Here is a 13,278-nt window from a genome sequence, read left to right as displayed (position 1 = left end):
TCAGTGCCGGAACGGGACCAGGTCGTCGGCGTGGACCACCTCGCGGCGGTGCTCGGTGGGGAGGTGGTGGGTGGACTGGCCGATCAGGGCGGGGAGTTCGGTTGAGTCGAAGGCGACCACTCCGCGGGCCACCACGGTGCCGGCGGGATCGGCGAGGTCGACCACGTCGCCAGCTTCGAAGGTGCCGGTGACCGCGGTGATGCCGGCCGCCAGGAGGGACCGGCGGCGGGTGACGACCGCGGACACCGCGCCGTCGTCCAGGTGGAGCGTGCCGGCGGCACCGGCGGCGTAGCCGAGCCAGAACCGGCGGGCGGACAGCCGGCGGCCGCTGGCGGCGAAGGCGGTGCCCACGTCGGCCGTGCTGAGGGCGCGGGGGGCGGCGGAGGCGGCGGCGAGCAGGACCGGGATGCCCGCGGCGGCGGCGAGCCGGGCGGCCTGCAGCTTGGATGCCATGCCGCCGGTGCCGAGCCCGGACGAGCGGCCCGCGCCCACGTTGACGCCGTGCAGATCGGTCGGGCTGTGCACCTCGTCGATCCGGCGGGCGTCGCCGAGCCGGGGGTCGCCGTCGTAGAGTCCGTCCACATCGGACAGCAGGATCAGCGCGTCGGCGCCGGTGAGATGGGCGACCAGGGCGGCCAGCCGGTCGTTGTCGCCGAACCGGATCTCCTCGGTGGCCACGGTGTCGTTCTCGTTGACCACCGGCACCACACCGAGCGCGAGCAGGCGGGACAAGGTCCGCTGCGCGTTGCGGTAGTGCGCGCGGCGCACCACGTCATCGGCGGTGAGCAGAACCTGGCCGACGGTGAGGGCGTGCCGGGCGAACGAGGCGACGTAGGCGTGTCCGAGGGCAAGCTGGCCGACGCTGGCGGCGGCCTGCTGGGTGGCCAGATCGGCCGGGCGACGGGGAATGCCCAGGGGCGCGAGGCCGGCTGCGATCGCACCCGAGGACACCAGCACCACCTGGCTGCCCCCGGTCCGTCGGGCGGCCATCGCGTCGACCAGCGCGTCCAGCCGGGCGGGATCCAGCCCGCCCGCCGCCGTGGTCAGCGACGAGGATCCGACCTTGACCACGACCCGGCGGGCGTTCGCGACCAGGGTGCGGGTGTCCGGGACGGTTCCGGCGGAGACGCTCATTCCTCGTCGGCTTCCTCCCCGTCAAGCCCGCGGCGGGCCCGCTTGGCGGCCTTGCGCTCCGCGGCGGTCGTGCGCAGGCTCTGCTCGAGCCGCGGATCGGACCCGCGCTGGTGCATGAGCATCGCGATCCCGGCCGGGGTGGACGGCTCCCAGTCGAACGTGATCCCGCCGATGGACACCGGACACCCCGGCAACGCGCCGAGCCCGGCGAGCGCCTCCTCGACCCCGAGCCGGGCCAACCGGTCGGCCAGATAGCCGACGGCCTCGTCGTTGCCGAAGTCGGTCTGCCGCACCCACCGCTCCGGCCGGTCGCCGCGCACCACGAACGCCCCGGGCTCGTCGGGATCCTCCTCGACGGTGAACCCCGCGTCGTCCACAGCGGACGGTCGCAGCACGATCCTGGTCGGTGCCGCAGGCGGCCTGGTACGCCGGTCCTCCTCCACCACGGCGGCCAGCGCGAACGACAGCTCCCGCAGTCCCTCGTGGGTCACCGTGGACACGGCGAACACCCGCAGCCCGCGCTCCTCGAGGTCCGGCCGCACCAGCTCGGCCAGCTCACGCGCGTCCGGCACGTCGACCTTGTTCAGCACCACGACCCGCGGCCGGTCGGCCAGTTCGCCGCCGAGTGCCGGGGTGTACCGGGCCAGCTCCGCCTCGAGTGCGTCCACATCGGACACCGGGTCGCGGTCCGGCTCGTAGGTGGCGCAGTCCACCACGTGCACCAGCACCGCACACCGCTCGATATGCCGCAGGAAGTCCAGGCCGAGGCCCTTGCCCTCGCTCGCCCCCGGGATCAGGCCGGGCACGTCGGCCATCGTGAACACCGCCTCCCCCGCCGTCACCACGCCCAGGTTGGGCACCAGCGTGGTGAACGGGTACTCGGCGATCTTCGGCCGGGCCGCGGACAGCACCGAGATCAACGAGGACTTGCCGGCCGAGGGGAACCCGACCAGCCCGACATCGGCCACCGAACGCAGCTCGAGCACCAGGTCGCGGGCCTCGCCGGGTTCGCCGAGCAGCGCGAACCCGGGAGCCTTGCGCGCCTTGGAGGCGAGCGCGGCGTTGCCGAGCCCGCCCCGGCCGCCCCGGGCGGCCACGAACCGGGTGCCGTTGCCGACCAGGTCGGCGAGCACCTCCCCGGCCTCGGTCAGCACCACGGTCCCGTCCGGAACGCGCAGCTCCAGATCGTCGCCGGCCGCGCCATCGCGGTTGCTGCCCTGGCCCGGCCGGCCGCTCGCCGCCTTGGCGTGCGGCCGGAAGTGGAAGTCCAACAACGTGTGCACGCCGCTGTCCACCACCAGGGTCACGTTGCCGCCGTTGCCACCGTCACCACCGTCCGGCCCGCCCAGCGGCTTGTACTTCTCGCGATGCACCGAGGCACAGCCGTTGCCGCCGTTGCCCGCGGCCACATGGATCACGACGCGGTCAACGAACCGGGACACTGGATCTTCCTCTCGAACGACGACGAGGGGCGGGCCGTTTCACGGTGGCCCGCCCCTCGTCGAGGGTCATGCTCTTCCGAATCGGGCGCTCAGGCCTCGACCGGGACGATGTTGACGGTCTTGCGACCGCGCTTGGTCCCGAACTGGACCGAACCGGCGGCCAGCGCGAACAGCGTGTCGTCGCTGCCACGACCGACGTTCACGCCCGGGTGGAACTTGGTGCCACGCTGACGAATCAGGATCTCTCCGGCCTTGACGACCTGGCCCCCGTAGCGCTTGACGCCGAGGTACTGCGGGTTCGAGTCGCGACCGTTGCGGGAGCTGGACGCACCCTTCTTGTGTGCCATGGCTGATCTGCTCCCCTACTTGGTCTTGATGCCGGTGACCTCGACACGGGTCAGCTTCTGCCGGTGCCCCTGCCGCTTGTGGTAGCCGGTCTTGTTCTTGAACTTGTGGATGCGGATCTTGGGGCCCTTGGACTGCTCGACGACCTTGCCGGTCACCGAGACCTTGGCCAGGGCGGCCGCATCGGTGGTGACGTCGTCACCATCGACGACGAGCAGCGCCGGAAAGGTGAGCTCGGTGCCCGGCTCGCCCTCGAGCTTCTCGACCTCGACGACGTCGCCGACAGCCACCTTGTACTGCTTGCCGCCGGTCTTGACGATCGCGTACATCGGGACGCAACTCTCCTGCTACTCGACGGATAGATCAAAACTGGGGGTCACGCGACGTCCGTGCTGGCCATGGGGCGTCAGCGGTCTCGCGCACGACACGGCCCACCGTGAGCGGCGGGCCGAAGTAAAGATTACGTGCCGCGCCGAACGGGGGTCAAACCGGGTCCGGTATTCAGCCATCGGTGTTCGCCGAGACCGGAGGCCCGGCCGGACGGACCGCGGCCCGCCGGCGCCGGCTGTTGTACAGCGCGCCCTGCTCCTCCGGCTGCTGTTCGGCCGACTCCTCGTCCGCGTGCTCCCCCGCCGGGCCGGCCGGCGCGGAGTACGGGAGATAGCCACCCGCGCCGCGCTCCGGAGCCCCGAACGAGCTGGCGGCGACCGCCGGCTCGCCGGTGGACGGTACCTCGGGCTCACCCGAAGCCTGTTCGGCCGACTCCGCTGCACCGGCAGCCGAGCCGCCGGCAATCGGGGCCTCGGCCGACGTCACGGAGTCCGACTCGGCGGTGACCGGCTCCGCCGAATCCGGGTCGGCAGCAACCGGGGACTCGGCAGCCGGGGCCTCGGTCGACTCGGCATCCGGGCCCACGGTCTCGGCGCCGGCCGGCTCGGCAGCCTCAGCCGGCGAAGCCTCGGCAGAATCCGCCGCAACGACATCCGGCTCGCCGGCAATCGGGGCCTCGGCCCGCGCCACAGAGTCCGGCTCGGCGGCACCGACCGGCTCCGACCCGGCAACAACCGCACCCGCAGCCTCGGCCGATTCCACCGAACCTGCATCCGGCTCGCCGACAACCGGAGACCCGGCAGCCGGAGCCTCGATCGACTCGGCATCCCGACCCGCGGTCGCGGCGACACCAGCCGGCTCGACAACCTCAGCCGAATCCGCCGCAACGGCCTCCGACCCACCGGCAATCGGGGCCTCGGCCCGCGCCACAGAGTCCGGCTCGGCGGCACCGACCGGCTCCGACCCGGCAACAACCGCACCCGCAGCCTCGGCCGATTCCACCGAACCTGCATCCGGCTCGCCGGCGATCGGGGATCCGGCGGCCGGAGCCTCGATCGACTCGGCATCCCGACCCGCGGTCGCGGCAGCGCCAACCGGCTCGGCGGCCTCGGCCGAATCCGCCGCAACGGCCTCCGGCTCGCCGACAACCGGGAACTCGGCCGACCCCGCGGACTCCTGCTCGGCGGCAACGGAAGCCCCGACCGGCTCCACGGGAGCAATCTCCGACTCACCGGCAACCGGGCTCTCAGCAGCGGGAACCTCGGCCGATTCCACCGGTTGGGGGGTGACCGGGGTCCGCACCGGCGGCGCGGCCACCGGCTCGGCGGCGACCGGCGCGGCCGACTCCGCCTCCGGCTCGGGGGCGACCGGTGGGGCGGCCTCCTGCTCGGCGGCGGTCACGCCGCTGGCCTTGGCGATGCCGCGGACGGCCTTGGCGGCCTGGCTGGCCACGGCGTCTTTGGCCGACTCTTTGTCTTTGTCCTTGTCCTTGTCTCCGCCGCCGCGGGAGCGCCGGCCGCCACCGCCCTGCGCTCCGCCGGCCTGGCCGTTGCCGCCGGACTTGGTCACCGGATCGCTGGTGACCAGGACGCCACGCCCCTTGCAGTGCTCGCACGGGGTGCTGTACGCCTCGAGCAGACCGGTGCCGACCCGCTTGCGGGTCATCTGCACCAGGCCGAGCGAGGTGACCTCGGCGACCTGGTGCCGGGTGCGGTCCCGGCCGAGGCACTCGGTCAGCCGGCGCAGGACCAGGTCCCGGTTGGACTCCAGGACCATGTCGATGAAGTCGATGACGATGATCCCGCCGATGTCCCGGAGCCGGAGCTGGCGGACGATCTCCTCCGCCGACTCCAGGTTGTTCCGAGTCACGGTCTCCTCGAGGTTGCCACCCGATCCGGTGAACTTTCCGGTGTTCACGTCGATGACGGTCATCGCCTCGGTGCGGTCGATCACCAGGTAGCCGCCGGACGGCAGCCACACCTTCCGGTCCAGTGCCTTCACCAGCTGTTCGTCGATCCGGAACTCGGCGAACACGTCGGTGTTGGACACGTGCCGGCGCAGCCGCTCGGACAGCTCGGGCGCGACGTGCCGGACGTAGGGGTCGATGGTCTCCCAGGCCCCCGCGCCCTCGACGACCAGCGCCGAGAAATCCTCGGTGAACAGGTCGCGGACGACCTTGATCAGCAGGTCGGGCTCCTCGTAGAGCAGCGACGGCGCGTTGGCCTTCTTGGTCCCGTTGGCGCCCTTGGTCTTGTCGTTGATCACCTGCCACTGCGCCTGCAGCCGGCGCACGTCGCGGCCCAGTTCCTCCTCGCTGATGCCCTCCGACGCGGTGCGGATGATCACGCCGGCGTCCTCCGGCACCACCCGCTTGAGCACGTCCTTGAGCCGCCGCCGCTCGTTCTCCGGCAGCTTGCGGGAGATCCCGGTGGCCCCGCCGCCCGGCACGTAGACCAGGAACCGGCCGGGCAGGCTGATCTGGGTGGTGAGCCGGGCGCCCTTGTGCCCAACCGGGTCCTTGGTGACCTGCACCAGCACGCTGTCCCCGGTGGACAGCGCCTGCTCGATCTTGCGCGCCTTGCCCTCCAGGCCGGCGGCGTCCCAGTCGACCTCGCCGGCGTAGAGCACGGCGTTGCGGCCCCGGCCGATGTCCACGAACGCCGCCTCCATGCTGGGCAGCACGTTCTGCACCCGGCCGAGGTAGACGTTGCCGACCAGCGAACCACTGCCCGACGTGGTCACGAAGTGCTCGACCAGCACCCCGTCCTCGAGCACCGCGATCTGCGTGCGGTCACCCCGCTCCCGGATCACCATGGCCCGGTCCACGGACTCCCGCCGGGCCAGGAACTCGGCCTCGGACAGGATCGGGGCGCGCCGGCGACCGGCCTCCCGGCCGTCGCGGCGACGCTGGCGCTTGGCCTCCAACCGGGTCGAGCCGCGTACGCTGCGCACCTCGTCCCGGGCTTCGGCGCCGCCGTCGGAGCGCTCCTCGCGCGCCTCCCGCACGTGCACCACGGTGTTCGGCGGATCGTCCTCGACGGTCCCGGAGTCGTCGCCACCCCGGCGGCGACGCCGGCGGCGGCGCCGCTGGCTGGCGGTCTCCACCACGCCCTCGGCCTCGTCGTCCGCGCCAGCAGGCCCGTCCGCCTGCTCCTTGCTCTCCTTGGGTTCCTTGGACTTCTTGGCCCTGGCCGGCTTCTCCGCGGGCGGCTCCTCGTCCGGGGTGTCGTCCTCGGCGGTGTCATCGTCGTGGCCGCCCTTGCCCCGGCCGCGACCACGCCGGCCCCGGCGCCGACGACGCCGGCCGGCGCCCTCGCCATCGTCGCCGAGATCGTCGGCGGACTCGATCTCCTCGTCCTCCTCCGGCTCCTCGACGACCGTGTCCCGGACCTCACGGACCTCACGGACCTCGCGGGGCGGCTTGGCCGGTGCCTGGCTCGGGTCCGGCGGCAGGAACAACGGGGAGGCCGAGGCGAACACCGGCAGCGGCGGGGCGGGCGGCCGGACCGGCGCGTTGGACGCCGCCGGCTCGGGCTCCGGCTCCGGCGCGCTGCCGAGCAGCGTCTCGGCCACCTTGAGCGCGACGGCGCGGGTGATGCTGGACTGCGCGCTGCGCCCGTCCTCACCGAGGTCGGTCAGGGTGTCGAGCACCTCGCGGCTGCTGCGATCGAGCAGCTTGGCCAGCGCGTGGACCCTGACCCGGTCCGGGATCGCGGCCAGGTTGGGGGTGGGGGATGCAGAAGTGTTCCCGCCGGTCTGCCCGGCAGGCGTCGACTTTTCCGACATGTAGCTCCTTCGCCCCCGGGCGCGGCCAACTGGGCTGGCGCCATCGGGCGCCGGCACTCGTCGGTCGCGGCCACGCAGGGGCCCTGTAGTTGTCTCGCTCCATCGCGCGCGATGGAGACTGTTGCTTCATTCCGCCGCCATGCGGCGGGAATCCTCGCCTCTGTGCCGCGGGCCTCCGGAACGCGCACATCCGGCGACCGTGTCGCGGCAGGTCAGTCCACTTCGCGCCGAGTCGGCTCCCGCAGCGTCCACCCGGATGCCGCGGCCCTGTCCCGGGCCAACGGGTCGGACAGACCTCCGCTGTCGTCGAGCCGCCCTTGGGCCATCCGGGTCGCCTTCGCGGGTACCGGCGGTTCCAGAGCGGCGACGACGCGAAGCGCACTCAGCACGTCGTCCGGCCGTACCGCAGGAGTCACCTGCCGAACGACCACCTCGAGTATCCCATACGCCCCGGAATCGCCCGACACCTCCGCCGTAACCACGGCGGGTCGCGCATCGATGCTGCGCATGCCCTGCTTGGTCAGCCGCTCGACCCAGGCGTGATCGGCGGCCAGCAACCGGCCGGTGGCGGAGCGCAACCGGTCGGCGTTCACCCCGGGTAACTCGATCACCCAGCGGCTGGCCTCGATCTCCTCGGCCAGCGAGCCCCCGGTCGCCGTGACGGCCTCGAGCACGTCCAGGCCGGGCGGCATGGCCGCGTCCAACCGGGGCACCAGCCCGGCCGGGTCGATCCGCTCGATCACCTGGATCTCCACGTACTCGGCCTCGCTGGCCACCCCGGTCGGCGACGCGCCGATCCAGGAGATCTTCGGGTGCGGGCTGAAGCCCTGGGAGAAGGCCATCGGCACCCCGGCCCGGCGCAGCGCGCGCTCGAACGCGCGGGCGACGTCACGATGTGAGGTGAACCGCAGCGGTCCCCGCTTGGCGTAGCGCACCCGCACCTTCTGCACGGGTTCCGGGGATGGATTGGGCCTGTCGTCGCGGCTCAGCGGTACTCCTAACGGTGGGAAGCGAGTTGCTCCGCTGGTGGTGAGGTGGGCCGGCTGGGACGGTACTCGCAGTCGAATTCGGGTGCCGCGCTTGTCTGGTCGCGGTTGGCTGGCTACCGTCCGGCCGGGAGGCCGGTGCCCCCAAACCGATCGTCCACACGATGGAGGTCTCGTCCCTGTGCCTCTGCTCCGGCGCGCGAGGGCGGCAGTGGTTGGTGTCGCTGTCCTGGTGTCGGTACCGCTGACCAGCGGCAGCGTCGCCGAAGCCAAGCCGGACGACGCCGCCGCCGTGCCTGCGTGCACGACCGGCGGCCCCGCGTGGCGCTACCTCGTGCTGTTCGACGGCAACCCGGACGAGCACACGGCCGGCGAGGAGATCACCCGGGCATGTGGTGAGCTGGTCGCCTACTACCCCGAGATCGGGGTAGCCGTGGCGATCTCGGCCTACCGGCGGTTCGTCGAACGGCTGGGCAAGGACCGGGCGTTCAGTGCCGAACGGGAGCACGACGCCACCGCGCGCAAGCCGGACGAGACCGCCTCGACCCGGGACCTGGTCACCGCCGACCCGGGCGCGGTGCCCGCCACCGACCGCGGTGCCGAGCAGTGGGACCTGACCCTGATCAAGGCCCAGTCGGCGCACCGGATCAGCACCGGTAACCGGAACGTGGTGGTGGGGGTGCTCGACTCCGGGGTTGACCCGAACCACCCGGACCTGCGCAGCGCGCTGGACCCGGATCTGTCCGCGGGCTGCCTGACCGGCCGGCCCGACCCGGACCGATCCGCCTGGGAGCCGACCGCGTCCCCGCACGGCACCCACGTGGCCGGCACGATCGCCGCCGCCGACGACGGGCGCGGGATCACCGGAGTGGCACCGGGCGTGCGGATCGCCTCGGTCAAGGTGGTCGACGACGACGGGTACATCTACCCCGAGTACGCGGTCTGCGGCCTGATGTGGGCCACGGCCAAGCGGATGACCATCACGAACAACAGCTACTTCGTCGACCCCTGGCAGATGACCTGCAACCGGGACGGCGAGCACGTCGTCCAGGAGGCGGTCCGGCGGGCCGTGGAGTACAGCACCCGGCACGGGGTGCTGACCGTCGCCGCCGCCACGAACGAGGGCGTCGACCTGGCCCGGCGGCTGGACAGCAGCTGCCGGGTGCTGCCAGCCGGGCTGCGCGGGGTGGTCGCGGTGTCCGCGGTCGGGCCGCAGCGGCTGAAGGCCAGCTACAGCTCCTACGGGCTGGGCGTGGTCGACGTGACCGCGCCGGGTGGCGAGGTGGTCACCGGCCGGCAGAAGGCCAGCCAGTGCGTGCTGTCCACGGTGCCCGGCGGGTACGCCCAGTCCTGCGGCACGTCCATGGCGGCACCCCACGCGAGCGGGGTGGCCGCGCTGCTGGCCGCGCGGCATCCGAAGGCCTCGCCGCAGGAGCTGACCCGAATGCTGACCACCCAGGCGGACGCGGTGCCCTGCCCGGACGACTACGACCTGCACGGCACCGGTGCGCAGGACGCCTACTGCACCGGCTACGCCCCGTACAATAGCTTCCACGGCCACGGCATGGTCGACGCGCTCGACGCAGTGAGCTAGCTAGCCCGCCTCTCCGAGGATTAACTGCTGTTGTTGCGTTCCAGCGGAGGTGCGGTTAGCGGGTTGATTGTGGCTGGGTGCCGTCACGGTCCCCTGAGGTAGCTGTTGGCCGGGTGCGGACTTTCACACAAGATCCACGGGGCAGTACACCTAGCCGGTCGCGGCGGGCTCTCTGGGCTGGTTCGGGCGGGTGGCCAGGCGGGTGTTGGGGAGGTTGCGGGTGAGGAACAGGCTCAGCAGCGCGATGGCGGAGGCGGTGAGGAAGGCGACCCGCAGGCCGAGCAGCTGGGCGTCGGCGTAGGTCTCGATCAGGGCGGCGGCCTCGTCGCCGGGGATGCCGGCGTCCTGGAGGGCGGCACGGACCTGGTCGACCGGGACGAAGTTGACGCCGCTGTGGACCGCGACGCCGATCTCGTCCTGGACCGCCTGGGAGATCTCCGGGCGGGCGGCGATGCCGAACTGGGTCGCGGCGGTGAGCACGCCGATCAGGATCGAGCCGATGAACGCGGTGCCGAGCGAGGAGCCGAGGTTCTGGGCGGTGTACTGCAGGCCGCCCACCTCGCTCCGGTCGTTCTCGCCGACGCTGGACTGGGCCACGTTGCCGAGCTGCGCGGCGAGCAGGCCCATGCCGATGCCCAGCACCGCCATAGCGAGCGCGAACGAGGCTTCGTTGAGCTCCGGTTCCACGGCGGCGAGCAGCCAGAGCGTGGCCAGCACGAGCACGGCGAAGCCCAGCCGGACCACCTGGCGGGGCGTGAGGAACCGGTTGAGCAGGGGCGCGCTCATCGCGGTGATCAGCATGGTGATCGAGACGGGTAGCAGCCGCAGCCCGGTCTGGAACGCGTCGTGACCCAGCACCACCTGGAGGTACAGCGGGATGGTGAAGAACAGGCCGAGCAGGATCAGGTTCTGGGCGAGCAGGGTGGACAGCGTGGCGCGCAACGGCGGGATGTCCATCAGCGCCCAGCGCACCAGCGGCTCGCGGCCCTGCTCCTCCCGGTGCCGCAGCCAGGAACGCAGCAGCCCGAGGGTCAGCAGCCCGGCGCCGATCACGAACGGGGTGAGCGCGAAGCCGAGAATGGTGATCGGCGAATCGCGCGGCATCAGCCAGCCCCACACCGAGCTCTGCAGCACCCCGAGGACGACGAGGGTGAGGCCGAGCACGGACAGCGCCGCGCCAACGGCGTCGAGCCGGCGGCGCGGGCCGGTGGGCGGCACATCCGTGATCCAGTTCAGCACCAGCAGGATGAACACGACCACGACGACCTCGCCGGCGAACACCAGCCGCCAGGTGAGGTAGGTGGTGACCCAGCCGCCGAGCAGCGGGCCGACCGCGATGCCGGCGCCGGCCAGGCCGCCGATCACGCCGTAGGCCATCGCCCGGTCCGCCCCGGTGAAGTTGCCGCCGACCAGAGCGGCCAGGGCGGGGAGCACCAGCGCCCCGCCCAGCCCCTCCAGCACCGACCAGCCGATCACCAGGACCGGCAGCGTCGGGGCGACCGCGGTGAGCAGCGACCCGACGCCGTAGACCACCATGCCGATCGCGAACGCACGCCGCCGGCCGAGGATGTCACCGAGCTTGCCGCCGGTGATCAGGAAGGCGGCCATCACCAGCGTGTAGACCGTGATCACGGCCTGGATCGTGGTGACGTCGGTGTCGAAGTCCTCCACCAGCTGGCTGATCGACACGTTCATCACGGAGGTGTCCAGCACCATCAGGAACTGCGCTGCGCCGAGGGCGACCAGCGGCTTGGCGTTCACCTCCGCGGACCTGACCGGTCAGACCGTCGAAGCGTGCCTCTCGCCAAGGACGAGTGCCTTGGCCCGGTCGAAGTCCTCCGGCGAGATCGCGCCGCGGTCGCGCAGGTCGACCAGCTTGGCCAGTTCGTCGGCCGGGCTGGGCGCACTGGCCGGTGCCGCGGTCTGCACGTAGCGCCGAAGATCCGCCATGTTGCGGGCCTCGTGTGCCATGGCCCGCTCCTGCATCGACCCGCCCCTGGCGATCAGGTACACCAGTGCACCGAGCCACGGGATGAAGACCAGGAACACCGTCCACAGCGCCTTTGACCAGCCGGACAACTCGTGGTCCCGGAACACGTCGCTGATGATCATGATCAGCAGCCAGATCCAGGCGAACAGCAGCATGAACCAGAAGATTGACAGCATGAATTCCCAGAGCGTCATCCCAGCTCCTCGGGGGCGCGTAATGGCCAACAGTGCCCGAAGACTGCGCACGACCGAGCGGTGTCGCATCACCCGATGCGGGTGAACACCGCTACACCGGGGTCAGCGGAAGCAGTTTTCGCCCGGTCGGTCCGATCTGGATGTCCGTTCCCATCGACGGGCAGACGCCACAATCGAAACACGGGGTCCACCGGCAGTCGTCCTGCTCCCGCGCGTCCAGCGCGTCCTGCCAGTCCGTCCACAGCCAGGATTTGTCCAAACCGGAGTCCAGGTGGTCCCACGGCAAGGTCTCCGACTCCGGCCGCTCCCGGGTGGTGAACCAGGCGAGGTCCACGCCGAGCGGCTCGAGCTCGGCGGCCGCCGCGTCCACCCAGCGCCGGTAGGAGAAGTGCTCGCTCCAGCCGTCGAACCGGCCGCCGTTCCGCCAAACCCGCTCGATCACCCGGCCCACCCTGCGGTCGCCGCGGGACAGCAGACCCTCGATCAGGCTGGGTTCCCCGTCGTGGTAGCGCATTCCGATGTTGCGGCCGAGGCCGCGGTCGGAGTTGACCGCGGCACGCAGCTTGCGCAGCCGGCCGTCCACAGTGTCCGGATCGGCCTGGGCCGCCCACTGGAACGGGGTGTGCGGCTTGGGGATGAACCCGCCGATCGAGATCGTGCACCGGATGTCCTTGCGGCCGCTGGCCGCCCGCCCGGCCTTGATCACCTCGTGCGCCATCGTGGCGATCTGCAGCACGTCCTCGTCGGTCTCGGTGGGCAGACCGCACATGAAGTACAGCTTCACCTGTCGCCAGCCGCTGGCGTAGGCGGCGCTGACCGTCCGGATCAGATCCTCTTCGGACACCATCTTGTTGATGACGCGGCGGATCCGTTCGCTGCCGCCCTCCGGAGCGAAGGTCAGGCCGGAGCGCCGGCCGTTGCGGGACAGCTCGTTGGCCAGGTCGATGTTGAACGCGTCCACCCGGGTGCTCGGCAGCGACAGGCCGGTGTTGGTCCCCTCGTAGCGGTCGGCGAGGCCCTTGGTGATCTCGGCGATCTCCGAGTGGTCGGCGCTGGACAGGGACAGCAGGCCGACCTCCTCGAAGCCGCTGGCCTCGAGTCCGGTGTGGACCATGGCGCCGATGCCGTCGATGGACCGCTCGCGCACCGGGCGGGTGATCATCCCGGCCTGGCAGAACCGGCAGCCCCGGGTGCAGCCGCGGAAGATCTCGACGCTCATGCGCTCGTGGACGCTCTCGGCCAGCGGCACCAGCGGGGTCTTCGGGTAGGGCCACTCGTCGAGGTCCATGACGGTGCGCTTGCCGATCCGCGCCGGGACGTCGTCCCGCGTGCGCTGGACGGCGGCGATCGCGCCGTCGGCACCGTAGGAGACGGCGTAGAAGGACGGCACGTACACGCCGTCCACCCGCGCCAGGCGGGCGAGGAGCTCGACGCGGCCGCCGGGGCGCCCCTGGGCCTTCCACGCCTTGACGACGTC

General features: G+C 71.9%; 9 protein-coding genes and 1 pseudogene. 1 reads left to right on the top strand and 9 read right to left on the bottom strand.

What is annotated here, in order from left to right:
* The 6 genes and pseudogenes from proB to VFV67_RS27805 all read right to left on the bottom strand — a co-directional run bounded on the left by proB (position 1) and on the right by VFV67_RS27805 (position 7,987).
* Entirely contained in the window at positions 1-1,134 is a 1,134-nt protein-coding gene (gene proB, locus VFV67_RS27830) for a glutamate 5-kinase (RefSeq protein WP_326473626.1), read from the bottom strand.
* Positions 1,131-2,576 (bottom strand): GTPase ObgE, encoded by a 1,446-nt coding sequence (gene obgE, locus VFV67_RS27825; RefSeq protein ID WP_326473625.1) that lies wholly within the window; start codon positions 2,574-2,576, stop codon positions 1,131-1,133. The genes proB and obgE overlap by 4 nt, the downstream gene beginning before the upstream one ends.
* A gap of 89 nt (positions 2,577-2,665) precedes the next feature.
* Positions 2,666-2,923: a 50S ribosomal protein L27 gene (gene rpmA, locus VFV67_RS27820; RefSeq protein WP_326473624.1), complete on the bottom strand. Its 258-nt coding sequence runs from the start codon at positions 2,921-2,923 to the stop codon at positions 2,666-2,668.
* A gap of 15 nt (positions 2,924-2,938) precedes the next feature.
* Positions 2,939-3,250: a 50S ribosomal protein L21 gene (gene rplU / locus VFV67_RS27815; protein WP_326473623.1), complete on the bottom strand. Its 312-nt coding sequence runs from the start codon at positions 3,248-3,250 to the stop codon at positions 2,939-2,941.
* Between the two features lie 1,093 nt (positions 3,251-4,343).
* Positions 4,344-7,037 (bottom strand): annotated as a pseudogene (locus tag VFV67_RS27810) (Rne/Rng family ribonuclease); the annotation flags it as partial.
* Positions 7,038-7,249: 212 nt separating this feature from the next.
* Complete coding sequence (locus VFV67_RS27805; protein WP_326473622.1) at positions 7,250-7,987, bottom strand: TIGR03936 family radical SAM-associated protein; 738 nt, start codon at positions 7,985-7,987, stop codon at positions 7,250-7,252.
* Between the two features lie 268 nt (positions 7,988-8,255).
* On the opposite strand from VFV67_RS27805, the gene VFV67_RS27800 reads away from it, so the two are divergent.
* Positions 8,256-9,617 (top strand): S8 family peptidase, encoded by a 1,362-nt coding sequence (locus tag VFV67_RS27800; RefSeq protein ID WP_326473621.1) that lies wholly within the window; start codon positions 8,256-8,258, stop codon positions 9,615-9,617.
* Positions 9,618-9,767: 150 nt separating this feature from the next.
* Here VFV67_RS27800 and VFV67_RS27795 read toward each other — a convergent pair whose 3' ends face one another.
* The 3 genes from VFV67_RS27795 to VFV67_RS27785 all read right to left on the bottom strand — a co-directional run.
* On the bottom strand, positions 9,768-11,378 hold the full coding sequence (locus VFV67_RS27795) for an MFS transporter (RefSeq protein WP_326473620.1): 1,611 nt from the start codon (positions 11,376-11,378) through the stop codon (positions 9,768-9,770).
* An 18-nt stretch (positions 11,379-11,396) separates the two neighbouring features.
* Complete coding sequence (locus VFV67_RS27790; RefSeq protein ID WP_326473619.1) at positions 11,397-11,801, bottom strand: SHOCT domain-containing protein; 405 nt, start codon at positions 11,799-11,801, stop codon at positions 11,397-11,399.
* 91 nt (positions 11,802-11,892) lie between these two features.
* On the bottom strand, positions 11,893-13,278 hold a 1,386-nt coding region (locus VFV67_RS27785; RefSeq protein ID WP_326473618.1), incomplete at its 5' end, for a TIGR03960 family B12-binding radical SAM protein.

Source organism: Actinophytocola sp. (genome assembly GCF_035762905.1).
In the GTDB taxonomy this organism is placed as follows: domain Bacteria; phylum Actinomycetota; class Actinomycetes; order Mycobacteriales; family Pseudonocardiaceae; genus DASYTH01.
The sequence above is the reverse complement of the archived record's forward strand: the minus strand, read 5'-3'. Positions and strand labels throughout refer to the sequence as shown.